Raw genomic sequence first — 22,048 nt, forward strand, 5'->3', positions numbered from 1 at the left:
CTAGTGGGACGCGCCTGCGCAGGCCCCGCGGACGACGTGTGCAGACAACGGTTAGGTTCTGCCGCCCGGGGGAACGTAAAGTAGTCAGCCATGCATGTACTCAGCGTGAGCTCCCTCAAGGGCGGCGTCGGCAAGACCACGGTGACCCTCGGCCTTGCATCCGCGGCGTTCTCGAAGGGCCTGCGAACGCTGGTCGTCGACCTCGATCCCCAGTCAGATGTGTCGACCGGAATGGACATCAATGTCGCCGGTCACCTCAACATCGCCGATGTCCTGACGTCGCCGAAGGAGAAGATCGTCCGCTCGGCGATCGCTCCCTCCGGTTGGACCAAGGAGCACCACGGCACGATCGACGTCCTGATCGGCAGCCCGTCCGCGATCAACTTCGACGGACCGCATCCCAGCATCCGCGACATCTGGAAGCTCGAGGAGGCCCTCGCCAGCGTCGAGGCCGACTACGACCTCGTTCTGATCGACTGCGCCCCCTCGCTCAACGCGCTCACCCGCACGGCGTGGGCGGCGAGTGACCGCGTGGCCGTCGTCACTGAGCCCGGCCTGTTCTCGGTGGCCGCCGCCGACCGTGCGCTGCGGGCGATCGAGGAGATCCGGCGCGGCCTGAGCCCGCGCCTGCAGCCACTCGGCATCATCGTCAACCGCGCTCGCGTCCAGTCGCTCGAGCACCAGTTCCGGATCAAGGAGCTGCGTGACATGTTCGGGCCGCTCGTGCTCAGCCCGCAGCTGCCCGAGCGGACCTCGCTTCAGCAGGCGCAGGGCGCGGCGAAGCCCGTCCACGTCTGGCCCGGTGAGAGCGCGCAGGAGATGGCGCACAACTTCGATCTGCTGCTCGACCGGGTCATCAGGACCGGCCGCATCGGCGAGCAGGTGTCGGCCGCTCAGTAGTGGCCGGCGGCGGCGTACCGGGACCGGGAGAAGAGCCAGCCCTCTCAGCCGGCGCGGCGGGAGGCGCGGCGCTGCGCGAGTTCGTCGGTGGGATCGACCGACTGGTGGTCGAGTTCGACCAGGCTCGACTCGACCTCACGGAGCACCTTGCCGACGGCGATACCGAAAACGCCCTGGCCCCGGCTGAGCAGGTCGATGACCTCGTCGTCCGACGTGCAGAGGTAGACGCTCGCGCCGTCGCTCATCAGTGTCGTCTGCGCGAGATCATCGACTCCGGACTCGCGGAGCTGCGTGACGGCCGTGCGGATCTGCTGGAGCGAGATACCGGTGTCGAGGAGACGCTTGACGAGCTTCAGGACGAGAATGTCGCGGAAGCCGTAGAGGCGCTGTGTGCCGGAGCCGGAGGCGCCGCGGACGGTGGGCTCGACGAGCCCGGTGCGGGCCCAGTAGTCGAGCTGGCGGTAGGTGATGCCGGCAGCGCGGGCCGCGACGGCCCCTCGGTAGCCAGCGTCGGCGTCGAGTTCGGGCAGTCCGTCGGTAAACAGGAGGAGGTCGCGCTGGCCGCTGACGTCGCGGCTGACTTCTCTCATTCCTGTGCCTTTCGGATCCGGACGCCGGATCCTCCGAACGCGCTCCCTACCGTACCGACCGGGACCGGCCGAGTAAACGACATCGGCCTCGGGGTCGCGGCGTGTCGCACGGGGCCCTCCGCTGCGGGCGGAGCGGCGCTCACGAGCGGGCGATCCGCGAGAGGGCGCTGCGCACCATCGCCCCGCGGATCGTGCCCAGCTGGGCGGCCAGGCTCACCGCGTTCTCGGCGGCGCCGGCCGACCCCGAAGCCTCGCCGCGGCGCGCACTCGAGGCGACGACGCTCTCGATGAGGGACATTTCGCGTTCGACGGCGACCCGCAGCGGTCGGAGGTGGCGCGGCTCGATGCCCGAGCGGCCGAGGTCGACGAGTGCCTTGAGCGTTGTCACGGCCTCGTCGCCGAACACGTCCCCGCCTCGCACGAGACCCGCGGCGATCGCCTCCTGAACGAGGGCGGGCGTGGCGCCGGACTCGGCCACCAGCCCTTGCCTGGTCAGCCGGGTGGCCGGGCCGAGGAGCGAGGCTCCAGGACCCCCGACGCCCGCGGGCAGCGTGGGCTCGCGTCCGGCATCGATGTCGTCGAGGTATCCGCGGATCACTTTGAGCGGCAGGTAGTGGTCACGCTGCAGCGCGAGGATCATCCGGAGTCGCTCGACGTCGGACGGGGAGAACTTGCGGTACCCGGAGTCGGTGCGGGCCGGCGAGACGAGCCCCTGCTCCTCCAAGAAGCGCAACTTGGACGGGGTGACATCCGGGAACTCAGTGGTCAGCCGGGCCAGCACCTGCCCGATGCTCAGCAGAGCGGCGGAACCGGTGGGGAGGGCGCGCGCCGAGGAGCGGCCCACGGCTCACGCGTCCGGAGCAGCGACGAGGTCGGCGCGGGACGCGTAGAAGGTGAGGCGGAACTTGCCGACCTGCACCTCGGAGCCGTCGGTGAGGATCGCGGACTCGATCCGAACCCCGTCGAAGTAGGTGCCGTTCAGGGAGCCGAGGTCGTGGACCTCGAAGGAGGTGCCCCGACGAACGAACTCCGCGTGCCGACGCGAGACCGTGACGTCGTCGAGGAAGATGCCCGCGTCGGGGTGACGGCCGACCGTCGTCGAGTCGGTGTCGAGGAGGAACCGGGCGCCGGTGTTGGGCCCGCGACGCACGACGAGCAGCGCCGAGCCGGAGGGCAGGGCACCGACGGCCTCGGCCTCCTCGCGGGACGCGCGGTTGTCGAGAGCGGCGAGCTGGGCGCCGATGTCGTCGGTGAACGTCAGAGTCGTCTCCGTCGACGGCTCACCGGGAACGGACTTGTGCTGGGCGGATGATGCTCCACCGACGGGCTCGACCAAGACGTACCTCCTATCCGCTCAGCGTATCCGAATCGTGACCCTCGCCGGACCCGTGAGCACCTGAGCGGACCCCGAGGACGAGGTCCCGGGTCTGCACGGCATAGACGACCCCGGCCCACCAGTAGAGGAACGCGCCCCAGAGCGCGAACGCCCAGGCGATGGGCAGGGAGGCGGGCGACAGCGCCGGGAAGGCCTGCCCCAGCATGATCAGCGGGAGGGCGTAGAAGAGGCAGAAGGTCGCGAATTTACCCAGGTGGTGCACGGGAAGCGGGCCGTAGCCGTGACTGGCCAGGACGACCGCCAGCACGACGAGCATGAGGTCGCGGGCCAGCAGCACCGCCACGAGCCACCAGGGCACCAGCCCACGGGCGGCGAGCCCCACAACGGTGGCGAAGATGTAGAGCCGGTCGGCGGCGGGATCGAGGACGCGGCCCAGGCGCGTCATCTGGTCGAAGCGGCGCGCGATCCAGCCGTCGAGGTAGTCGGTGAGGCTCGAGACGACGAGAGCGAGGAGCGCGAGGGCGTCCTCACCGGAGACAACCAGCACGAGGAAGACGGGCACCAGCGCCAGGCGCACCAGGCTGAGGACGTTCGGGACCGTCCAGATCCGGTCCTCACCGGTGCGTGCCATGCGCCCAGCCTAGGCGGGGCGCACTGCGGCGGGCTCAGCGCTTGTCGCGCCAGACGCGCTCGAAGGGCAGGCGCCAGGCGTGCGGAGCGATCAGCTGGTGGATCGCGTTCGGCCCCCAGGAGCCGGGCGCGTAGAGGCGGACGGGCGGCGGGTCCTGCAGAAGGGGCGCCGACACCTCCCACAGCCGCTCGATACCCTCGGCCGTCGTGAACAGGGTGTGGTCTCCGCGCATCGCGTCGAGGATCAGGCGCTCGTAGGCCTCGAGCGCGTCGCCGGCGCGATCGGTCTCCTGCAGCGCGAACTGCATGCTCAGCTTGTCCAACCGCATCCCGGGGCCCGGCCGCTTCCCGTAGAAGGAGAGCGAGACCTTCGAGGCGTCGGCGAGGTCGAACGTGAGGTGGTCGGGGCCGTGCGCGCCGACTCCGGAGCCCTGGGGGAACATGCTCTTCGGCGGCTCGCGGAACGCGATCGAGATGATGCGCTGGCCCTCCGCCATCCGCTTGCCGGTGCGGAGGTAGAACGGGACACCGGCCCAGCGCCAATTGTCGATCTCGCACTTCAGCGCGACGAAGGTGTCGGTCTCGGAGTCGGCGGCGACGCCGGGCTCGTCACGGTAGCCGATGTACTGGCCCCGCACGACGTTCTCGGGGTTCAGCGGGCGCATCGAGCGGAAGACCTTGTTCTTCTCCTCGCTGATCGCCTGCGGCTCGAGCGCGGTCGGCGGCTCCATCGCCATGAAGGCGAGCACCTGGAAGAGGTGGGTGACCACCATGTCCTTGTAGGCGCCGGTCGACTCGTAGAACTCGGCGCGGCGGTCCAGCGTGAGGCGCTCGGGGATGTCGATCTGAACGTGATCGATGAAGTTGCGGTTCCAGATCGGCTCGAACAGGCCATTGGCGAAGCGGAAGGCGAGGATGTTCTGCGCCGGCTCCTTGCCGAGGAAGTGGTCGATCCGGAAGATCTGCTCCTCGCCGAAGGTCTCGTGCAGCTCGGCGTTGAGCACGACGGCGCTCTCGAGGTCGACGCCGAACGGCTTCTCCATGATGATCCGCGACCGCTCGACCAGGCCGGCCTCGGCGAGCATTCGCACGACCGAGAGCGCCGCCCTGGGCGGAACGCTGAGGTAGTGCAGGCGGCTGACGTCCGGGCCCAGGACCGCCTCGGCGTCGGTCACGGCGGCCGCCAGTGCGGCGGGGCCGGCGGACTGCGGGACGTAGCGGAGCTTGGAGGCGAATTCATCCCACTGCGCCGGCGTGAGGGAGCGGCTGCCGAACTCGTCGTAGGCGAGCTTCGCGAAGGCACGGAACGAGTCGTCGTCGTGCTCTTCGAGCGAGGTACCGACGATCTGCAGATCGGGAGCGAGGGAGGAGAGCGCGAGGTGGGCCATGCCCGGGATGAGCTTGCGCCGGGCCAGATCGCCGACAGCGCCGAACAGCACGACGACGTGAGGTGCTGCCTGCTCGGTCTGAACGGCGGGAGCGGAGGGTGCGGTTGTCACGGTCACTCCTTGATCATTCCAGTTCGGATCGTGACCGCGGCGTCGTGTGCTGGATACGCGCCGCCGCTAAGGTCTCTCCCGTGCCTTCGTTCTCCGACGCGTCCGCCGCACCCGCCTCCTCCGCCGCCCCGTCCTCCGCCGACGGGACGACCGCGCCCGTGCTCGAGGAGAGGATCCGCGCCGACGTCCATCTTCTGGGCGAACTGCTCGGCCAGGTCCTGCGCGAATCGGGTGAGCCCGCGCTCTACGAGGACGTGGAGCGCCTCAGGGCTCTGACGATCAGCGCCTACGACAGCGGCGACGCGGCGGGGACGGCCGAGGCGGAGGAGTTCGTGGCCTCGCTCTCGCTCGAGCGCGCCGAGGAGGTGGCCCGAGCCTTCACCTGCTACTTCCATCTCGTCAACGTGGCGGAGGAGTTCCACCGGGTGCGGGTGCTGCGCCGCCGCGAGGCGGATGCAGGCGCGCAGTCGCCGGAGGATTCGATCCTCGCCTCGATGCGCCGCCTCACCGGCGAGCTCGGCGAGGCCGAGGCGTTCGCACGCCTCTCCCGCCTGGAGTTCCGCCCCGTTCTGACGGCGCACCCGACCGAGGCCCGCCGTCGTGCGGTTGCCTCGACCATCCGGCGCATCAGCGACCTGCTCGAGCAGCGCGACGATCCGCGCATGGGCGGAGTCGTGCTGGTCGAGATCCGTCGTCGGCTGCTGGCCGAGGTCGACACTCTCTGGCGCACGGCGCCGCTGCGCGAGTCGAAGCCGACTCCGCTGGACGAGGTGCGCACGGCGATGAGCGTGTTCGACGAGTCGCTGTTCTCGGTGCTCCCCCGGGTCTACCGCCGCCTCGACGACGCCCTGCTCGGTGAGGGCTCGGGCACGCGCGCGCCGGTCGCGCCGGCCTTCGTCCGCCTGGGCACCTGGATCGGCGGTGATCGCGACGGTAACCCGTTCGTCACGGCCGAGACGACCCTCGCGGCGGTCGACATCGCCTCGGAGCACGTCCTGATGGGCCTCGAGCGCGTCGCCCGTCGCGTGGGCCGCGCGCTGACGCTCGATGCGTCGACCACTCCGCCCTCCGCCGCCGTCGAGGCGCTCTGGGCGTCCTGCGTCGAGCGCGCCCCCGAGCTCGCCACCGACATCGCCGAGCGCTCCCCCAACGAGACGCACCGGCGGGTCCTGCTCTTCGCGGCCGAGCGCCTGGCCGCGACACGCTCCGAGGGGCCGCTGGCCTACTCCGCCGCCACCGAGCTGCTCGGCGAGCTGCGCACGCTGCAGGAGTCCCTGGTCGAGGCCGACGACGTCCGCGCGGCCTACGGCGACCTGCAGGACTTCGTCTGGCAGCTCGAGACCTTCGGCTTCCACCTGGCCGAGATCGAGGTGCGCCAGCACTCGAAGGTCCACCGCGAGACGATCGCCGCACTCCGCGCCGGCGAGGAGCTGGATGATCGTGGCCGCGAGGTCTTGGCGGTGTTCCGCGCGATCGCGAGGGTCCAGGAGCGCTTCGGCACCGGTGCCGCGCGGCGCTACATCGTCTCGTTCACGCAGTCGGCCGACGACCTCCGCACGGTCTTCGAGCTGGCGGAGGCGGCCACCGACGGCGAGCCGCCGATCATCGACGCGGTCCCGCTCTTCGAGACCTTCGCCGACCTCGACGCGTCCACCGACATCCTCGCCGAGATGATCCGCCTCCCTCAGGTGCAGGCGCGCCTCGCGGCGACGGGCAACCGCCTCGAGGTGATGCTGGGCTACTCCGACTCGTCGAAGGACGTCGGACCGGTCTCGGCGACGCTCGCGCTCTACGACGCGCAGGCGCGCATCGCGCAGTGGGCGGCCGACGAGGGGATCGTGCTGACGCTGTTCCACGGCCGCGGCGGCGCGCTCGGTCGCGGCGGCGGGCCGGCCAACCGTGCCGTGCTCGCGCAGCCGCCGGGATCGGTGGACGGCCGCTTCAAGCTGACGGAGCAGGGCGAGGTCATCTTCGCCCGCTACGGCAACCCGGACATCGCGACCCGGCACATCGAGCAGGTGGCGGGCGCGACGCTGCTCGCCTCCTCCCCCGCGGTCGGCGAGCGCAATGCCGCAGCCGCGGAGCGCTTCGCCGAGGTCGCCGCGACGATGGACCGCGAGTCGCGCCGCCGCTTCTTCGAGCTGGTGAAGGCCGACGGCTTCGCGCCGTGGTTCGCCCGGGTGACCCCGCAGGAGGAGGTGGGCCTGCTCGCGCTCGGCTCGCGTCCCGCCCGTCGCGGGCTCTCCGTCGAATCGCTCGAGGACCTGCGCGCGATCCCCTGGGTCTTCGCGTGGACGCAGGCCCGGGTCAACCTGACCGGCTGGTTCGGTCTGGGCAGTGCCCTCGAGGCGGTCGGCGACCTGGACCTGCTGCGCGAGGCCTACGCCTCCTGGCCGCTGTTCACGACAATGGTCGACAACGTCGAGATGTCGCTCGCGAAGACCGACGAGGGCATCGCCCGCCGCTACCTCGCCCTCGACTCCCGGGACGATCTCGCCGGGCTCGTGCTCGAGGAGATGGCGCTCACCCGCCGGTGGGTGCTCTCGATCACCGGCGAGGAGAGCCTGCTCACCGGCCACCGCGTGCTCGGCCGCGCGGTGCGGCTGCGCACCCCCTACGTCAACGCGCTCTCGCTCCTGCAGCTGCGGGCGCTGCGGGCGCTGCGCACCGACCCCGGAGGACCGGGGACAGAGCAGAACCAGCGGTTGCTGCTGCTCGCGGTCAACGGCGTCGCGGCGGGGTTGCAGAACACGGGCTGACCCCGCTCCGGAACGGCGGAACCCCCGGCGGCCTCACGGCTGACGGGGGTTCCGGCGCGTCTGCTGGCGGATCAGGCCTGCTGGGCGGCCTTCGCCTCCTCGTACTGACGGCGCACGTCGTCCATGTCGAGTCCACGGACCTGCTCGATGAGGGTGTCGAGAGCGGGGGCCGGCAGTGCGCCGGGCTGAGCCATCAGCGGAATGCCGTCGCGGTACACGACGAGGGTGGGGATGGAGGAGATGCCGTAGCTCGCGGCGAGCTGCTGCTGGTCCTCCGTGTCGACCTTCGCGAAGGTGATGTCGGCGTTCTTCTCGCTCGTGGCCTCGAAGACCGGAGCGAACTGCTTGCACGGGCCGCACCAGTCGGCCCAGAAGTCGATGAGGACGATGCCGTCGGCGATCGTCTGGTCGTGAGAGTCGAGGGTCATCGCAGTCGTAGCCATGCGGGGTGCAACCGGACTCCCCCGCGGCCTATTCCCGGAGGGGATCGAGGAGCTCGAGCAGCGTCCGCGGCCCGACGGCGGCCGCGCCGAGCGCCTCGATGCGTGCGACGAGACCGCGGTCGGCCGTGACGACGACCGCCGACTCCTGCCCGCCGACGAGGTCGACGATCGCGTCATCGCCCGACCCTGCGGCCGTGTGCACGGCCACTCGGTCCTCCCCAGCGAGGAGAGCCGTGCGGGCGGCGCGCGCCGCTCCCTCGAGCACCACAGCGATGCGCGGCCAGACCGTCTCGGCCTCGACTCCCAGAAGACGCCCGGGGACGCCGACGGCCGCGAGCCGAGCGAGAGCGGCGAGGAGGCGCTCAGCGGCTCCGGCGCGGTCCCGCCACCAGCCGTCGGGGCGCGAGCCGACCACGTTGGCGGCGTCCACGACGAGCACCGGGATCGAGGATCCGAGCGCGCGCAGACCCGGCCAGGCCGCTGCGAACCCGGGGTGCAGCGGCAGCGAGTCGACGTCCTCCGGCGCGACCCAGCGCAGCTCCGTGCTCTCGGCGTCGCTGATGCGCGGGACGAAATGCTCGCGGGCCTCGGCCAGAACGGTCGAGTAGCTCCACGGGCCGATCACGACCACGCTGGAGAGCACGGGCAGGATCAGTTCGGTGGGGACGCCCGCCTCCTCCTCCGACTCCCGGAGAGCGGCCTCGAACGCCGTCTCCTCCGGATGCCGGGCCCCGCCGGGCAGGCCCCACGTGTCGCCGAAGTGGCTCCAGCTGACGCGGTGCTGGAGCAGGACGCGGCCGGACGGATCACGCAGGAGCAGTCCGGCGGCGCCGAAGCGGCCCCAGAAGCGGCGCCCGTCGCCGATCTCGACCCAGCCGTCGCCGAGGGAGGCGTCGAAAGGGTGGCGCGGGAGCTCGGCGTCGGTGCCGGGGTCCTTTCTGGTCATGCCCTCCAGCCTCCCACACCGCGGTCACTGCCTCCGCCGCCGCCGACCTGGCACAATCGGACGATGCGCCGCCTGAGACTTCTCCGCCTCGCGACGCTCGCCTGGCTCGCGCTGATCGCACTGATCACGCTGACGCCCGCGCCGTACCCGGCAGGCGAGCCGAACTCGCTGATCCGCGGGATCATCGCCTTCCTCGCCTCGACTCCACTCACCGGCTGGTTCGACTTCGCAGTGGCGGAGTTCACCGCGAACGTGCTGCTCTTCGTGCCGCTCGGTGCGCTGATCGCCGCGCAGCTGCCGGCGGGGCGGCGCCTGGTGGCCGCGCCGATCGGGCTGGGAGTCTCGGTGGTCGTCGAGACGGCACAGCTGCTCTGGCTGCCCAGCCGTGTCGCCGATGTGCACGATCTGGTCTCGAACGGCAGCGGCTCGCTGATCGGCGCACTGCTGGTGATCGTGCTGCCACGCCTCTCCCCCCGCTCCCGCTCCCGGAAGGAATTCACCGCCCGTGCCCGCTGACACCCTCGTCGTTCTCAACCGCCCCTCCCTCGCCGCCGACCCGCACTCGCCGGGCGGACCCGCTTACCGCGTCGACGCGGGCGGGAGCGGCGACCTCGACGTCACCGACCTCGGATTCACCCGCGGAGACGGAGTGTTCGAGACGATCAATCTCGTCGACGGACGGCTGCAGGCCCTCGACGCTCATCTGGACCGGTTCGAGCGCTCGGCCCGCATGCTCGATCTGCCCCAGCCCGACCGAGCGGCGTGGGTTGAGGCGATCGCCGCGGCGGTCGCCGCGCACCCTCGCGTCGCCGAGGCGATGCTGAAGACGATCCTGACCCGCGGTGTCGAGGGCGGTGGTCGGCCGACCGGCGTCGTCTTCGTGCAGACCAGTCCGGACTTCGGCCCGGCCCGCCGCGACGGCGTCCGAGTGGTGCTGCTGGATCGGGGTCTGCGCTCGGACGTCCAGGAGACCTCGCCCTGGCTGCTCGCGGGAGCGAAGACGCTCTCCTACGCGGTGAACCGGGCGGCCTCGCGCGAGGCGGCCCGCCGCGGAGCGGACGATGCAGTGTTCGTCTCGAGCGACGGTTACCTGCTCGAGGGGCCGTCCGCGAACCTCGTCCTGCTGGCGACCGGCGAGCTGGTGACGCCCCCGCCGAGTCTCGGGCTGCTGCCCGGCACCACGCAGGCCGACCTGTTCGCGCTCGCTCCGGGCCTGGGCCTCGGCACGGCGGTCCGTCCGCTGCGCGCGGGCGACCTGGAGGCGGCGGACGCGGCGTGGTTGGTGTCCAGCGCACGCAACGCCGCTCCGATCCGCGCCGTCGACGGGGTCGATCGCCGCGTCGACCCGGACCTCTCGGCCCGGATCAACGCTGCGCTCCTCGCCCGCTGAGAGCCGCTCCGGCGACTCTCGTGGGCGAATGGGTCAGGAGAGGCCGTCGACGTCCGCAGGTCCGCGGCTGATCAGTCCGCCGCGGACGTGCTCGACGGTCGGGTCGAGCTGGACGGGCCCGCGCTCGTCGGCCGCCTCATCGTTGATGACGGCCGAGACGATGCCGCGCCAGTCGGTGCCCTCGGCCACGGCGTCCTCGGAGCCGACGCGGCGGGTGACGAACACGGCCTCCGACTCCTCGCCCGCGTGCGAGATGACGGCGAGCACACCGACGGTGCGGCCGCCCGGGTGCTCGATCCGCCACTCCTCGTGCCCGGACGGGACGAGCGAGAACTCCAGGCCGGCGTGCGGGAAGCCGGTGGGACGCAACTCGGACGGCGAGCCGCTCTGCGGGGGCGCGCCGCGCGTGGGCACACCGGTGCCCTCGCCGCTCGTCGTGCTCATGCCGACGTCGCCGCGGGTACCGCCGGCCCCGGAGCTGTCGTTCGCGGCGACCATACGGTCCTCGCCGCTCTGCAGGGCGTCGTCCGCTCCGGTGTAGATGCTGTCGTCTCGGTTCATGGGAACCTCCTTGTCGGCGGCCAGTGTAGGACCGCGGGGTGGGGTAGGACGCGGAGTGCCGGCGAGCGGGCCCCGTTTCGTAGACTGGGCGGATGCAGATCCCGGTGACCGGTGCCGTGCGGGTGGACGCCTGGCTCTGGGCGGTCCGTGTCTACAAGACCCGCTCCGCCGCGACGACCGCAGCGCGAGCCGGCCACATCCGCGTGAACGGGGAGCGGGCGAAGGCGGCGCAGACCGTGCGTGTCGGCGACGAGGTCCGCGCCCGCATCGGCGGGTTCGACCGGGAGCTGATCGTCCGGGGACTCGTGGTCAAGCGGGTCGGAGCGCCGGTCGCCGCCGAGTGCATGGAGGACCACACGCCGCCACCGCCACCCCGGGAGTCCGCCCCGGGCGTGATCGTCCGCGACCGCGGGGCGGGCCGCCCCACCAAGCGCGACCGGCGCGACATCGAGCGGCTCCGCGGGTTCTGACGCCTCGGCCGCTCAGGGAGCGAGGGCGCGCAGGCGCTCGAGCAGCCCCTCTGCCGCCTCGTCGAGGAAACGCTGCTGCAGCTCGTCGCCGACCTGCACGAGGGCGATGTCGGTGAAGCCCGCCTCGATGTAGGGCACGAAGCTCTGGGCGAGCTCGTCGAGGTCGGGTCCACAAGCGATCTGCTCGGCGACGTCCTCCGGCCGGACGAACTGGCTCGCTCCGGCGAATCCCGCGGGTGTGGGCAGGTCGGAGTTGACCGCCCAGCCGCCGGCGAACCAGCGGAACTGCTCGTGGGCGAGCGCCACGCCCTGCTCCTTATTGGGCGCCCAGCAGATCGGGATCTGGCCGATCGTGCGCGAGGGGGCGGCATCCGCGCCCCGGACCGAGGTCCACTGCGAGATCAGCTCGGCGTCGGCCTCGGTCGTGATCAGGTGGTCGCCGATCGGTGCGAAGCGCGCGATCGACTTCTCTCCGGAGACGGCGAGGCCGATCTGGACCGGCGTGTCCGGCAGGTCCCAGATGCGGGCCGAGTCGACGCGGAAGTACTCGCCCTCCCAGGTCACCAGCTCGCCGGTATGCAGCTCGCGGATGAGGTGCACGGCCTCCTCGAGCATGTCCTGGCGCACGGCAACCGAGGGCCAGCCTTCGCCGACGACGTGCTCGTTGAGGTTCTCGCCCGAGCCCAGGCCCAGGGTGAAGCGGTCGTCCGAGAGGATCGCGAGCGTGGCCGCCTTCTGCGCGACCACGGCGGGGTGGTAGCGGATGGTCGGCGCCGTGACGTACGTCGTGAGGTCGATGGTCGAGGTCGCCTGCGCGACGGCACCGAGCAGGGTCCAGGCGTACGAGGCGTGCCCCTGCTCCGTCAGCCAGGGCGAGTAGTGGTCGCTCGAAACCGCGAACTCGAAGCCGAGTCGCTCGGCGTCGACCGCGTAGCCCACCAGCTGCTTGGGTCCGCTCTGCTCGGTCATCAGGGTGTAGCCGAATCTCACCATCGTCCGTCCTCGTTCCGCTCGTTGTGGGATGCCCGGAGGCACCTCCCATGCTGGGTCGGGAGCGGAGTGCGCGCTAACCCCTTGCCCCGACCGCGAGCGGCGGCTAGCGAGGAGTCAGACGAAGCGGATGCGGTTCTGCACGCGGGTGCGCACCTCGAACGACTCGCCGTAGCCACCCAGGCGCGGGTCGTCGATGCCGGAGCGCAGCAGCTGCGGCAACAGCGAGCGACGGAGGACGACGGCGCCCTGATGCCGGCCGCGCTCGACCTGCTCGAACGGCTGCTCCAGCGCGTCATCCGGGACGACGACGACGCTCGCCGAGAAGCGGACGCCCAGCTCGCGGCCGAGTCGCCGCGCAGCCTTGGCGAGCGACGCGATCGGCTTCTCGTCCTCGGCGATCCCGGGGCCCTCCAGCTCGCCCTTGCGCAGCCGCACCGGGTCGCCCCAGTCCGCGGAGGTGAGGGCGAGCAGACCCGCCGGACCGAGCACGAGGTGGTCGATTTTGAGACCGCCGTCGCCCACCGCCACGTCGTTCCAGATGGTGTAGGCGATGCCGAGGGCGCCGACCAGGGCAGCCGTCGCCTCCTCCGCCTGCGCCTTGGCGAGCCAGGAGCGGACCTCGCGCGGGGCGGAGCGGACGATCGCCGGGTCGAAGGGGTCGTCGGTCTCGACGCCGCGGCCCAGCCACTCGCGGACCAGGCGCAGGTAGTACTCGCGTGCCGCGCCTCCGGGGTGACCGTAGGAGCGAGCCCGCACCGCGGAAGCGGTCTGCGGGCGGGGCGAGCCGGTGTAGGGCGAGTGCGGGGAGGACGCTCCGGGAGCGGGAGCACCGCGGTCGTAGTCGCTGCGGGCCGAAGCGCTGCCGATCCGCTCCCACGCGAGCTGCACGGCGTGGAAGGACGCGGCGTCGCCCCCGGTGTCCGGGTGGGTTTCGCGCAGCCGCAGGCGGTAGGCCCGGCGGAGCTCGTCCTCGGACGCGGTGGCGGCGACGCCCAGCACCTCGTAGGGGGTGCGGGCGGCGTGGCTGTCGGGCATGTGCTTCCGGGAGGGTCGGGGCGGCGAGGTTCCGAGTGTATCGACGTCGGCCTGGTGATCAGCGGGCGAGCAGCTCGCGGACCCGCGGGATCACCTCGGTGCCGTAGAGCTCGATGGTGTGCATGATCGCCGGGTGCGGGAGCGTTCCGGCGCTGTACTTGAGGTCGAAGCGGTCGATGCCCAGCGCGGCCACCGTCCGAGCGATCTTCTGCGCGACGGTCTCGGGCGAGCCGAGGTGGAGGGCGCCGTCGGGCCCGGCCTCCTCCTCGAAACGCTCGCGGGTCATGGGGGACCAGCCGCGCTCGCGGCCGATGGCGTCCATCATCGCCTGGTGATGGGGGAAGTAGAGTTCGCGCGCCTCCTCGTCGGTGTCGGCGACGAAGCCGGGCGAGTGCACGGCGATGGGCAGCCGGGGCTGCTCGAGCTGGTCGAGCGCACGGCCGAAGAGGTCGACGTAGGGGCGGAACCGGGCGGGCGAGCCGCCAATGATCGCCAGGACGAGCGGGAAGCCGTAGCGGGCGGCGCGCACGACGGACTCCGGGCTGCCGCCGACGCCGATCCACGTGCGGAGAGTGCCGCTGTCGGGCGCGGGGTAGACGCTCTGCTCGGTGAGCGCGGGGCGGGTCGTGCCCTGCCAGGTCACCGGACCGCCCTGCAGCAGGGCGTGGAAGAGGTCGAGCTTCTCCTCGAAGAGGACCTCGTACTGCGCCAGGTCGTAGCCGAAGAGCGGGAACGACTCGGTGAAGGAGCCGCGGCCCAGGATCACCTCGGCGCGACCGCCGGAGAGGCCGTCGAGGGTGGCGAAACGCTGGTAGACCCGCACCGGGTCGTCGGAGGAGAGCACCGTCACCGCGGAGCCGAGGTGTATCCGCTCGGTGCGGGCGGCGATGGCGGCGAGCACGACATCCGGTGCGCTCACGGCGAAGTCGGCGCGGTGGTGCTCGCCGATGCCGAAGAAGTCGATGCCGACTCGATCCGCGAGGACCCCCTCCTCGACCACGTCGCGCAGGACCTGGCCGTACGGCAGCGGGGCACCGTCGGGCCCGGCGGTGACGTCGCCGAACGTGTCGACGCCGAACCTCACTTCATGCATACTCATGGACTTCTGCAACCGCCGCTGATCGCCGACTATTCCTGCTGGTCGAGTCGGTCGGAGCCATCCCCCTCCGGTGCGAGGATCCCCGCCGCGATCGCCGGCTCGCGATAGGCACGGCCGAGAGAAGCGACGGTGTCGTGGGCGTTCAGTCCGCTCGGGTTCGGCAGCACCCAGAGCGGCACGCCGGCGACGCCCTCCTCCTGTCGGCCCTGCACGGCGGTTCGGCGGCTGAAGGCGGTGATTCCCACCACGGCGACGGCCGCCGGCCGCACGCGCTCGACCGTGGCCAGGAGCCGCCGGGCGCCCGCACGCAGCTCCTGCGCACTCAGCTCATCGGCGCGCGCCGTCGCGCGGGCGGCGAGGTTCGTGATGCCGATGCCGCGCGAGACCAGATCCGCTCGGTCGGCGGCGCTCATCCCCTCCGAGACCCGCGGCACCCGATCGAGAATCCCGGCGGCCGTGAGTGCCGGGTAGAAGCGGTTGCCGGGGTGTGCGAAGTGCGCGCCGGTGGCGGCGGTCCACAGGCCCGGATTGATGCCGACGAAGAGGAGGCGGACGTCGTCGCCGAGCAGGTCCTCGACCGTGCGGCCGTGGAACGACGCGAGTTCGGCGCGGGAAAAGGGCACGCGACCATCCTCCCGCGACGCAAGTCCTCTCGGCGCCCGCCAGCCGATGCCAGCATGGGGAGATGACGAACGCATCCCAGGACCACCCGATCCAGCACGGCAGCGAGGACGCGCAGCTCGACGAGAAGCTGCGCGGCGTGCTGCTGCAGGTCGCCGGCGACGCCGAATTGCGACCGGAGGAGGACGTCGAGACACTGTTACGCCAGCGTCTGCGCGACACCAGAATCGCGATCTCGGAGGAGGCGATCCCGGGGCTCGCGAAGCGCATCCCGGGCCTGACCCAGCGCGGTGGCGGGGACGTGAACCCCGGCGCGCACTGAGCGCTTTTCTCGACGAGCGTCGCGGGTGCGACCGGGACTACTCCGGGACCGCCGGGCCCTTGCGGTGGTGGTCGAAGACCAGGCTCGTCCGCGTCGAGGCCACCGCCGGATGCGCCGAGAGGTTCGAGACCACGAAGTCCCGCACGTCGTTCGAGTCGCGCACGGCGACGTGGATGATGAAGTCCTCCGACCCGCCGAGGAAGAACAGCTGCACCACCTCGGGCAGCGCGCGGATCTCCTGGGCGAACCGGGTGATCGCCTGCCGCTGACCGACGCGGATGTTGACGCTGATCAGGGCCTCGAGGGTGAGTCCGAGCGCGGCCGGATCGAGGTCGACCGTGAACCCGGTGATCACGCCGCGCGCGACCAGGCCGCGCACTCGCGCGACGCAGGTCGACGGGGCGATCCCGGCGCGCTCGGCGAGCCGACTGTTGGGGGTGCGCGCGTCGGCGCGGAGCAGGCGCACCAGTGTGCGATCAACCGGATCGAGGTCGTCGAGGTCGTGCAGATCCTTCGGTGCCACTCGCCCGCTCCCCCGCTCCTCCGATGAATCTTCGGCTGATGCCGCTACTTCTGATTGATCCTGCGGAATCTCTCCGCCCTGGGCACGATCTTCGCACGATGGGGGCAGAGCCGGTGCAGGATCGGCGCCCACCGCCCGCCCCGCGGGCCGCAGCGAAGGAGCCGTCGTGCGCGTCGGAATCCCCACCGAGATCAAGAACAACGAGAACCGGGTCGCCGCTACTCCGGCCGGCGTGCACGAGCTGGTGCGCCGCGGCCACGAGGTCCTGGTCGAGGCGGGAGCCGGCGTCGGCTCCCGAGTGTCGGACGACGACTTCCGCGACGCGGGCGCCCGCCTCGTCGACGGAGCCGACGAGGTCTGGGGCGAGTCCGAGCTGATCCTGAAGGTCAAGGAGCCGATCGAAGCCGAGTACCCGCGGATGCGCCGCGACCAGGTGCTCTTCACCTACCTCCACCTCGCCGCCTCCCGGCCCTGCACGGACGCGCTGCTCGCCGCAGGCACGACCGCCATCGCCTACGAGACCGTGCAGCTCGACGACCGCCGGCTGCCACTGCTCTCGCCGATGAGCGAGGTGGCCGGTCGCCTGTCGATCACGGTCGGTGCGTACCACCTGATGAGCGCTGTCGGCGGGCGCGGGACACTGCTCGGCGGCGTCCCCGGCACGCCGAAGGCGAAGGTCGTCGTGATCGGCGGAGGTACGGCCGGCGAGCACGCCGCGGCGAACGCGCTCGGCCTGGGTGCCGACGTCACCATCGTCGACCTCTCGCTCCCCCGCCTGGCCCAGCTGGAGAACCGGTTCCAGGGCGCGATTCAGACCCGCGCCTCCTCCGCCTACGAGATCGCGGCGCAGCTCGCCGACGCCGACCTCGTGATCGGCTCGGTCCTCATTCCCGGTGCGAAGGCGCCCAAGCTGGTGACGGACGAGATGGTCGCCTCGATGAAGCGCGGCTCGGTGCTGGTGGACATCGCGATCGACCAGGGCGGCTGCTTCGAGGGCTCGCGTCCGACCACGCACGATGACCCGGTGTTCCCCGTGCACCAGAGCGTCTACTACTGCGTGGCGAATATGCCCGGTGCCGTGCCCGAGACCTCGACGCGCGCGCTGACCAATGCGACGCTCCCCTACGCGGTCGCGCTCGCCGACCGCGGCTGGCGGGCCGCCCTGGCCGCCGACCCCGCGCTCGCCCGCGGGCTGAGCACGCACGACGCTCAGGTGACCAACGCGGCCGTCGCGGCGGCCTTCGACCTGCCCGCGGCGCCCGCGGCGACACTGCTCGGCTAAGCGCCCGCCAGCCCGAGCCGCTCGAGGATCGCGGCGACCTCCTCCTCCGGAGCGCCGCCCACATCGACCGTGACGTGGAACTCGTCGTCGCCGAGGGGCTCCAGCGCCTCGAACTGCGAGTCGAGCAGGGTGGTCGGCATGAAGTGGCCGACGCGGGAGGCGAGGCGTCCGGCGATCCGGTCGCGCGAGCCCGCGAGGTGCGCGAAGACGAGGTCGTCGCGGCGCAGGACGTCGCGGTAGCGCCGGCGCAGAGCGGAGCAGGTCACGACGACCGACGCTCCCGCCGCGATCCGCTGCTCGAGGACGCGCGCGATCTCGGCCAACCACGGTGCTCGGTCCTCGTCGGTCAGCGGCATCCCCGCGTGCATCCGGTCGACGTTGGCCTGCGGGTGCAGGTCGTCGCCCTCGAGGAACTCCCAGCCCAGGCGGGCGGACAGCAGCGACGCGACGGTCGACTTGCCGCTGCCGGAGACGCCCATCACGACGACGGCGCGGACGGGGACGGTGGGCAGAGCGGTCATCAGATACCTCCTACGAAGAGACCGATCAGGAGGACCCCGACGAGCCCGGTCACGGAGACCAGGCACTCCATCACGGTCCAGGTCTTCAGGGTCTGGCCGATGCTGAGCCCGAGGTACTCCTTCACCAGCCAGAATCCGGCGTCGTTGACATGCGACAGGAACACCGAGCCCGCCCCGATCGCGAGCACCATGAGGGCCACCATCGGCCCGTCCATACTCTCGGTCAGCGGCTGGAGGATCCCCGCAGCCGTCACGGTGGCGACGGTCGCCGAACCGGTGGCCACGCGGATCACGACGGCGACGAGCCAGGCGAGCAGCAGAGCCGAGGCGCCGCTGCCCTCGGCGAGCTGAGCGACGACTCCGCCGATCCCCGTGTCGACAAGGACCTGCTTGAAGCCGCCGCCCGCGCCGACGATCAGCAGGATGCCCGCGATCGGCGGCAGCGAGCTGGAGAGCGAGGTCTGCAGCTCGGTGCGGTCCATCCGGCCGCCGCGGCCGAGGAGGACGAGGCTGACCAGCAGGGCGATCGCCAGCGCAATGGTCGGTGTGCCGAGGAAGTCGAGGGCGCCCTTCCAGGCGACGGTGGAGCCGGGGGCGGCGATGTCGGCGATCGCCTTGCCGAGCATCAGGACGACCGGCAGCAGGATGCTCGCGACGGCGGCCGCGAAGCCTGGCCGGTGCTCGCGCGCCTCGCCGGCTCCCTCTCCGAACAGGGGTGGCGTCTCGACCGGCGCCCAGCGTGCGGCGAGCCGGCCGAAGAGCGGACCCGCGACGACGACGGTGGGGATCGCGACCAGGACGCCGAACGCGAGGGTCACGCCGAGGTTCGCGCCGAGCGCGTCGATCGCGACAAGGGGGCCCGGGTGCGGCGGGACGAGGCCGTGCATCACCGAGAGTCCGGCGAGCGTGGGAATGGCGACCGTCATCAGCGGCAGTCCGCTGCGGCGCGCGACCAGGATCACGACCGGGATTAGGAGCACCAGGCCGACCTCGAAGAACATCGGCAGGCCGATCAGTGCTCCGACGAAGCCCATCATCCAGGGCAGCGCCCGGGTGCTCGAGCGGGCGATCAGGGTGTCCACGATGCGGTCGGCTCCGCCCGAATCGGCGAGCAGCTTGCCGTACATTGCGCCGAGGCCGATCAGGATGCCGACCCCGCCCATCGTGGAGCCGAAGCCGACCGCGAAGCTCGCGACCGCGTCGGCCGCGGCGAGACCCGCGATCAGACCCGTGGTCAGCGCGCCGATCAGCAGCGAGACGAACGGATGCAGCTTCAGCCAGGTGATCAGGACGACGATCACAGCGATACCGATGACGGCGGCGAGGATCAACTGCCCCTGCCCGGCAGCGCTGACGGGGTCGTCGCCGGCGGCGGCGGTGCGGAGAGTAGTGAGGAGGGTCGGTGTCATGAGCGTCCTTGATCGAGCCGACGGCCAGCGGTCGGCTTTTGTCCGACATAACCTGCGTCGGTCACGATCATGCCCGAAGACGGGCCAGGACGCGACCTCCACGATGGCAGGATGACCGCATGCCCGCGCCGACGCCCTCGCTGCACCATGCGGTGCTGAACGAACTCGGCTCGCAGATCGTGCGCGGCGAACTCGCTCCGGGCACCACCTTCAGCGCCGACGAGCGGGCGGAGCGGCGGGGAGTCTCGCGTTCGGTGATGCGCGAGGCCGTGCGCGTGCTCGAGACCCTGGGCCTGGTGACCTCCCGCCGTCGCGCCGGGACACGCGTGCAGCCTCCGGAGTGCTGGAACGCCCTGGACACGCGGGTTATCGCCTGGGGCCTGGACGGGCCCGACCGGCGGCGCCAGCTGCACCAGCTCAGCGAGCTCCGGCTCGGGGTGGAGCCGCTGGCCGCCCGGCTCGCCGCGGCGAACGCGTCGAAGGAGCAGCGGCGAGCGCTCACGGAGGCGGGCGACGCGCTCTCGATGCACTCCCGCGCCGCCGATCAATCCGCCTACCTCGCCGCCGACACCGCCTTCCACCGCTCCCTGCTGGCCGCCTCCGGCAACCGCATGCTCGCGCAGCTGGGCGATCTGGTCGCCGAGGTGCTGGCGGGCCGCACCCGCAACGCGCTGATGCCGCGGGAGGCCGACTCGACGGCGGTGCGGCTGCACCGCGCGGTGGCGGCAGCGGTCGCCTCTGGGGATGCGGACGGGGCGGAAGCCGCGATGCGGGCCATCGTCGAGGAGTCGGACCGCGCAGTGCAGGAGAGCTGATGGGGTTGCAGCTGAGCGGTGCGGCGCGCACAGTAAGACGCATGGTCGAGGGATACACGTCCGCACAGGTGCGAGCAGCCGAGGCGCCGCACCTGGCCCGTCGGGAGCCGCTGATGCAGCGGGCCGCCGGCGGTCTCGCCCGCGAGCTGCGGCTCGTGCTCGCCGGCCGCTCCGACCGCTCCCGACCGGGCTTCGTGCTCGTGCTGGTCGGGCCGGGCGACAACGGCGGCGATGCGCTCTACGCGGCTGCCGAACTCTCCTCCTCAGGGACCGACGTGGCCCTCGTGCTCACGGCGGAGCGGGCGCACCGCCGCGGCCTCGCCGTCGCGCTCGACGAGGGCTGCGGGCAGGTCTCCGCCGACGACGCGCCGGGCCTCGCTGCGGCGGTGGCTCGCGCGGACGTTCTGGTCGACGGGATCCTCGGCATCGGAGCCACCGAGCCGGCACTGCGGGGACGTCCGCGCACCGTGGTCGAGGCGGTGCTGGCGGCACTGGAGCGGCGCTCCGAGCGCCCGGTGGTCGTCGCGGTCGACCTGCCGAGCGGCATCCACCCCGACGACGGGTCGGTCCCCGATTCCACGGTGCTGCGCGCCGACATCACGGTGACCTTCGGCGCGATCAAGGCTGGTCTGCTGCTGCCTCCGGCCGACTCCTACGCGGGCCGCCTGCGCCTTATCGACATCGGCCTCGGTCCGGACCTCGCCGGAGTGGAGCCCGCGGTTCGCGCGTGAGCGGGGCGGATCAGGCGGGGGCGGATCAGGCGGGGGCGAGCAGGTGCGCCTTCTCGGGGTGCTGCTCGAACCACTGACCGACGTACCAGCACATCGGCACCACGCTCCGGCCGCCGGCGGCCTCGATGTCGTCGACGGCGAAGGCGACCAGCTCCCCCGCGAGCCCGCGGCCGCGGAAGGGCGGGGTCGTGAAGGAGCGGATGAGCGAGACGCTGTCGGGCTTCTCGCGGTAGTCGAGGACGCCTACCAGGGCCCCGTCGAGGTGCAGCTCGTAGCGCGACGCGTCGTCCGCCCGGCGGAAGTCCTTGGCCATGCCTCCAGAGTAGGACGGCTCGGGCGGGTCAGGCCTCGTCGTCGAGCATCTCGCCGTCGACGTAGAGCCAGCGGCCGTCCGCGCGCAGGAAGCGGCTCCGCTCGTGCACAAGGCCGGGACCGGCGGGCGAGCGGTAGGAGGCGCGGAACTCGACGAGGCCCTCCTCGTCGCCCTCGGCGCCGAATGAGGTGTCGACGATCTGGAGGCGCCGCCACCGGACCTCCGGATCAAGGTCGATGCGACGCGGCCTGGTCGAGGGGTGCCAGCTGGCGAGCAGGTACGGGGCGCTGCCGAGGACGTTCGCGCTGTAGCGACTGCGCATCAGGCGCTCCGCCGTCGGCGAGGGTTCTTCGCCGAGGTGGGCAGGGCGGCAGCAGTCGGTGTAGCGGCGGCGGCTTCCGCAGGGGCAGGAGTCGGCGGGGTGCATCCGGCCAGTGTGGCAGGGAGTACCGCGGGCCTGCGCGTGCCGCCCGGGTGTGCATCCCCTCCACGTCTGCCACGGCGCCGTGAGTCTGCCGCCGGATCTCGGCACCGTTGCCCCCTCATCGACCACGAACGGAAGGAACGACCCCATGCTCACGCTCACGGACACCGCCAGCACCGTCGTCACGACCATCACCGGACAGACGCAGACCCCCATCGGGGGCGGCCTGCGGATCACCGGCACCGACCTCGACGCGAGCACTTTCGCGGTCGCTGTCGCCGCGGCCCCCGAGCCAACGGACACCGTTGTCGAGCAGGACGGAGCCCGTCTCTTCCTCGACGGGGCCGCCTCCGTCGTGCTCGGCGACAAGGTGCTCGACGCGCACGTGGATGAGGGCGGCTCCGTCAGCTTCGAGATCACTCCGCAGGGCTGACCA

General features: G+C 71.9%; 27 protein-coding genes. 10 read left to right on the top strand and 17 right to left on the bottom strand.

Features of this window, described 5'->3' with window-relative positions:
• Positions 1–90: 90 nt before the first annotated feature.
• On the top strand, positions 91–900 hold the full coding sequence (locus C5D07_RS12215; RefSeq protein ID WP_068252605.1) for a ParA family protein: 810 nt from the start codon (positions 91–93) through the stop codon (positions 898–900).
• A 44-nt stretch (positions 901–944) separates the two neighbouring features.
• On the opposite strand, the gene C5D07_RS12220 is transcribed toward C5D07_RS12215, so the two are convergent.
• From C5D07_RS12220 to zwf, 5 genes are all read right to left on the bottom strand, one after another.
• Complete coding sequence (locus C5D07_RS12220) at positions 945–1,490, bottom strand: MerR family transcriptional regulator (protein ID WP_068252604.1); 546 nt, start codon at positions 1,488–1,490, stop codon at positions 945–947.
• A gap of 139 nt (positions 1,491–1,629) precedes the next feature.
• The gene (ftsR, locus tag C5D07_RS12225) at positions 1,630–2,334 is read right to left on the bottom strand and encodes a transcriptional regulator FtsR (protein WP_068252603.1); all 705 of its coding nucleotides are present in this window, start codon (positions 2,332–2,334) and stop codon (positions 1,630–1,632) included.
• Positions 2,335–2,337: 3 nt separating this feature from the next.
• Positions 2,338–2,826: an FHA domain-containing protein gene (locus C5D07_RS12230; RefSeq protein WP_068252601.1), complete on the bottom strand. Its 489-nt coding sequence runs from the start codon at positions 2,824–2,826 to the stop codon at positions 2,338–2,340.
• A gap of 10 nt (positions 2,827–2,836) precedes the next feature.
• Positions 2,837–3,457, bottom strand: a complete 621-nt coding sequence (locus tag C5D07_RS12235) for a CDP-alcohol phosphatidyltransferase family protein (protein WP_068252600.1) — start codon at positions 3,455–3,457, stop codon at positions 2,837–2,839.
• A gap of 34 nt (positions 3,458–3,491) precedes the next feature.
• Complete coding sequence (zwf, locus tag C5D07_RS12240; protein ID WP_104259435.1) at positions 3,492–4,955, bottom strand: glucose-6-phosphate dehydrogenase; 1,464 nt, start codon at positions 4,953–4,955, stop codon at positions 3,492–3,494.
• An 80-nt stretch (positions 4,956–5,035) separates the two neighbouring features.
• Here zwf and C5D07_RS12245 point away from each other — a divergent pair, with 80 nt between their 5' ends.
• The gene (locus C5D07_RS12245) at positions 5,036–7,714 is read left to right on the top strand and encodes a phosphoenolpyruvate carboxylase (protein WP_084415843.1); all 2,679 of its coding nucleotides are present in this window, start codon (positions 5,036–5,038) and stop codon (positions 7,712–7,714) included.
• A gap of 71 nt (positions 7,715–7,785) precedes the next feature.
• Here C5D07_RS12245 and trxA read toward each other — a convergent pair whose 3' ends face one another.
• Entirely contained in the window at positions 7,786–8,157 is a 372-nt protein-coding gene (gene trxA, locus C5D07_RS12250; RefSeq protein WP_068252599.1) for a thioredoxin, read from the bottom strand.
• A gap of 28 nt (positions 8,158–8,185) precedes the next feature.
• Positions 8,186–9,103, bottom strand: coding sequence for an NUDIX hydrolase (locus tag C5D07_RS12255; RefSeq protein ID WP_068252595.1), 918 nt, complete (start codon positions 9,101–9,103; stop codon positions 8,186–8,188).
• A 63-nt stretch (positions 9,104–9,166) separates the two neighbouring features.
• Here C5D07_RS12255 and C5D07_RS12260 point away from each other — a divergent pair, with 63 nt between their 5' ends.
• Positions 9,167–9,619: a VanZ family protein gene (locus tag C5D07_RS12260; protein WP_084415842.1), complete on the top strand. Its 453-nt coding sequence runs from the start codon at positions 9,167–9,169 to the stop codon at positions 9,617–9,619.
• Entirely contained in the window at positions 9,609–10,493 is an 885-nt protein-coding gene (locus tag C5D07_RS12265) for an aminotransferase class IV (protein WP_068252592.1), read from the top strand. Before C5D07_RS12260 ends, C5D07_RS12265 begins: the two co-directional genes overlap by 11 nt.
• A 33-nt stretch (positions 10,494–10,526) precedes the next feature.
• On the opposite strand, the gene C5D07_RS12270 is transcribed toward C5D07_RS12265, so the two are convergent.
• Entirely contained in the window at positions 10,527–11,054 is a 528-nt protein-coding gene (locus tag C5D07_RS12270) for a hypothetical protein (RefSeq protein WP_068252589.1), read from the bottom strand.
• A gap of 92 nt (positions 11,055–11,146) precedes the next feature.
• On the opposite strand from C5D07_RS12270, the gene C5D07_RS12275 reads away from it, so the two are divergent.
• Positions 11,147–11,524 (top strand): RNA-binding S4 domain-containing protein, encoded by a 378-nt coding sequence (locus tag C5D07_RS12275; protein ID WP_068252586.1) that lies wholly within the window; start codon positions 11,147–11,149, stop codon positions 11,522–11,524.
• 12 nt (positions 11,525–11,536) lie between these two features.
• Here the strand turns inward: C5D07_RS12275 and C5D07_RS12280 are convergent, their stop codons facing one another.
• From C5D07_RS12280 to C5D07_RS12295, 4 genes are all read right to left on the bottom strand, one after another.
• Entirely contained in the window at positions 11,537–12,517 is a 981-nt protein-coding gene (locus C5D07_RS12280) for a TIGR03557 family F420-dependent LLM class oxidoreductase (protein ID WP_104259436.1), read from the bottom strand.
• A gap of 114 nt (positions 12,518–12,631) precedes the next feature.
• Positions 12,632–13,552: a J domain-containing protein gene (locus C5D07_RS12285; RefSeq protein ID WP_068252582.1), complete on the bottom strand. Its 921-nt coding sequence runs from the start codon at positions 13,550–13,552 to the stop codon at positions 12,632–12,634.
• Between the two features lie 58 nt (positions 13,553–13,610).
• On the bottom strand, positions 13,611–14,645 hold the full coding sequence (locus C5D07_RS12290; RefSeq protein ID WP_068257118.1) for an LLM class flavin-dependent oxidoreductase: 1,035 nt from the start codon (positions 14,643–14,645) through the stop codon (positions 13,611–13,613).
• Positions 14,646–14,680: 35 nt separating this feature from the next.
• On the bottom strand, positions 14,681–15,274 hold the full coding sequence (locus C5D07_RS12295) for a mismatch-specific DNA-glycosylase (RefSeq protein ID WP_104259437.1): 594 nt from the start codon (positions 15,272–15,274) through the stop codon (positions 14,681–14,683).
• A 62-nt stretch (positions 15,275–15,336) separates the two neighbouring features.
• Between C5D07_RS12295 and C5D07_RS12300 the strand changes: the two genes are divergently transcribed.
• Positions 15,337–15,594, top strand: a complete 258-nt coding sequence (locus C5D07_RS12300) for a hypothetical protein (RefSeq protein ID WP_068252577.1) — start codon at positions 15,337–15,339, stop codon at positions 15,592–15,594.
• A gap of 37 nt (positions 15,595–15,631) precedes the next feature.
• Here the strand turns inward: C5D07_RS12300 and C5D07_RS12305 are convergent, their stop codons facing one another.
• Positions 15,632–16,117, bottom strand: a complete 486-nt coding sequence (locus tag C5D07_RS12305) for an Lrp/AsnC family transcriptional regulator (protein ID WP_068252575.1) — start codon at positions 16,115–16,117, stop codon at positions 15,632–15,634.
• 166 nt (positions 16,118–16,283) lie between these two features.
• On the opposite strand from C5D07_RS12305, the gene ald reads away from it, so the two are divergent.
• Entirely contained in the window at positions 16,284–17,399 is a 1,116-nt protein-coding gene (ald, locus tag C5D07_RS12310; RefSeq protein WP_104259438.1) for an alanine dehydrogenase, read from the top strand.
• Here ald and C5D07_RS12315 read toward each other — a convergent pair.
• Both C5D07_RS12315 and C5D07_RS12320 read right to left on the bottom strand, forming a co-directional pair.
• Positions 17,396–17,920 carry a gluconokinase gene (locus C5D07_RS12315; RefSeq protein ID WP_104259439.1) on the bottom strand — a complete coding sequence of 175 codons (525 nt, stop codon included), beginning with the start codon at positions 17,918–17,920 and terminating at the stop codon, positions 17,396–17,398. The two genes, ald and C5D07_RS12315, sit on opposite strands and share 4 nt — an antisense overlap.
• Entirely contained in the window at positions 17,920–19,329 is a 1,410-nt protein-coding gene (locus tag C5D07_RS12320) for a GntP family permease (RefSeq protein WP_104259440.1), read from the bottom strand. The genes C5D07_RS12315 and C5D07_RS12320 overlap by 1 nt, the downstream gene beginning before the upstream one ends.
• 119 nt (positions 19,330–19,448) lie before the next feature.
• Here C5D07_RS12320 and C5D07_RS12325 point away from each other — a divergent pair, with 119 nt between their 5' ends.
• Together C5D07_RS12325 and C5D07_RS12330 are read left to right on the top strand one after the other, a co-directional pair.
• The gene (locus tag C5D07_RS12325; RefSeq protein ID WP_068252562.1) at positions 19,449–20,144 is read left to right on the top strand and encodes a FadR/GntR family transcriptional regulator; all 696 of its coding nucleotides are present in this window, start codon (positions 19,449–19,451) and stop codon (positions 20,142–20,144) included.
• Positions 20,144–20,875, top strand: coding sequence for an NAD(P)H-hydrate epimerase (locus C5D07_RS12330; RefSeq protein WP_237358241.1), 732 nt, complete (start codon positions 20,144–20,146; stop codon positions 20,873–20,875). The genes C5D07_RS12325 and C5D07_RS12330 overlap by 1 nt, the downstream gene beginning before the upstream one ends.
• Before the next feature lie 25 nt (positions 20,876–20,900).
• Here the strand turns inward: C5D07_RS12330 and C5D07_RS12335 are convergent, their stop codons facing one another.
• A complete protein-coding gene (locus tag C5D07_RS12335; protein ID WP_258061852.1) occupies positions 20,901–21,299 on the bottom strand; it encodes a GNAT family N-acetyltransferase in 399 nt (132 codons plus the stop codon).
• Positions 21,217–21,828, bottom strand: coding sequence for a YchJ family protein (locus tag C5D07_RS12340; protein ID WP_346243095.1), 612 nt, complete (start codon positions 21,826–21,828; stop codon positions 21,217–21,219). Before C5D07_RS12340 ends, C5D07_RS12335 begins: the two co-directional genes overlap by 83 nt.
• Here C5D07_RS12340 and C5D07_RS12345 point away from each other — a divergent pair.
• Positions 21,761–22,045, top strand: coding sequence for a Fe-S cluster assembly protein HesB (locus tag C5D07_RS12345; protein WP_104259443.1), 285 nt, complete (start codon positions 21,761–21,763; stop codon positions 22,043–22,045). The two genes, C5D07_RS12340 and C5D07_RS12345, sit on opposite strands and share 68 nt — an antisense overlap.
• Positions 22,046–22,048 lie beyond the last annotated feature (3 nt).

Origin of the sequence: Rathayibacter tritici (assembly GCF_002932875.1) — a bacterium.
In the GTDB taxonomy this organism is placed as follows: Bacteria; Actinomycetota; Actinomycetes; order Actinomycetales; family Microbacteriaceae; genus Rathayibacter; species Rathayibacter tritici.

What these genes read in the sequence shown, in the direction of transcription:
- C5D07_RS12215 (WP_068252605.1), top strand. Translation starts at nt 91, where the DNA reads ATGCATGTACTCAGCGTGAGCTCCCTCAAGGGCGGCGTCGGCAAGACC.
- C5D07_RS12220 (WP_068252604.1), bottom strand. Translation starts at nt 1,490, where the DNA reads ATGAGAGAAGTCAGCCGCGACGTCAGCGGCCAGCGCGACCTCCTCCTG.
- C5D07_RS12235 (WP_068252600.1), bottom strand. Translation starts at nt 3,457, where the DNA reads ATGGCACGCACCGGTGAGGACCGGATCTGGACGGTCCCGAACGTCCTC.
- trxA (WP_068252599.1), bottom strand. Translation starts at nt 8,157, where the DNA reads ATGGCTACGACTGCGATGACCCTCGACTCTCACGACCAGACGATCGCC.
- C5D07_RS12255 (WP_068252595.1), bottom strand. Translation starts at nt 9,103, where the DNA reads ATGACCAGAAAGGACCCCGGCACCGACGCCGAGCTCCCGCGCCACCCT.
- C5D07_RS12260 (WP_084415842.1), top strand. Translation starts at nt 9,167, where the DNA reads ATGCGCCGCCTGAGACTTCTCCGCCTCGCGACGCTCGCCTGGCTCGCG.
- C5D07_RS12270 (WP_068252589.1), bottom strand. Translation starts at nt 11,054, where the DNA reads ATGAACCGAGACGACAGCATCTACACCGGAGCGGACGACGCCCTGCAG.
- C5D07_RS12275 (WP_068252586.1), top strand. Translation starts at nt 11,147, where the DNA reads ATGCAGATCCCGGTGACCGGTGCCGTGCGGGTGGACGCCTGGCTCTGG.
- C5D07_RS12280 (WP_104259436.1), bottom strand. Translation starts at nt 12,517, where the DNA reads ATGGTGAGATTCGGCTACACCCTGATGACCGAGCAGAGCGGACCCAAG.
- C5D07_RS12285 (WP_068252582.1), bottom strand. Translation starts at nt 13,552, where the DNA reads ATGCCCGACAGCCACGCCGCCCGCACCCCCTACGAGGTGCTGGGCGTC.
- C5D07_RS12290 (WP_068257118.1), bottom strand. Translation starts at nt 14,645, where the DNA reads ATGCATGAAGTGAGGTTCGGCGTCGACACGTTCGGCGACGTCACCGCC.
- C5D07_RS12300 (WP_068252577.1), top strand. Translation starts at nt 15,337, where the DNA reads ATGACGAACGCATCCCAGGACCACCCGATCCAGCACGGCAGCGAGGAC.
- C5D07_RS12315 (WP_104259439.1), bottom strand. Translation starts at nt 17,920, where the DNA reads ATGACCGCTCTGCCCACCGTCCCCGTCCGCGCCGTCGTCGTGATGGGC.
- C5D07_RS12320 (WP_104259440.1), bottom strand. Translation starts at nt 19,329, where the DNA reads ATGACACCGACCCTCCTCACTACTCTCCGCACCGCCGCCGCCGGCGAC.
- C5D07_RS12325 (WP_068252562.1), top strand. Translation starts at nt 19,449, where the DNA reads ATGCCCGCGCCGACGCCCTCGCTGCACCATGCGGTGCTGAACGAACTC.
- C5D07_RS12330 (WP_237358241.1), top strand. Translation starts at nt 20,144, where the DNA reads ATGGGGTTGCAGCTGAGCGGTGCGGCGCGCACAGTAAGACGCATGGTC.
- C5D07_RS12345 (WP_104259443.1), top strand. Translation starts at nt 21,761, where the DNA reads ATGCTCACGCTCACGGACACCGCCAGCACCGTCGTCACGACCATCACC.
- C5D07_RS12340 (WP_346243095.1), bottom strand. Translation starts at nt 21,828, where the DNA reads ATGGGGGTCTGCGTCTGTCCGGTGATGGTCGTGACGACGGTGCTGGCG.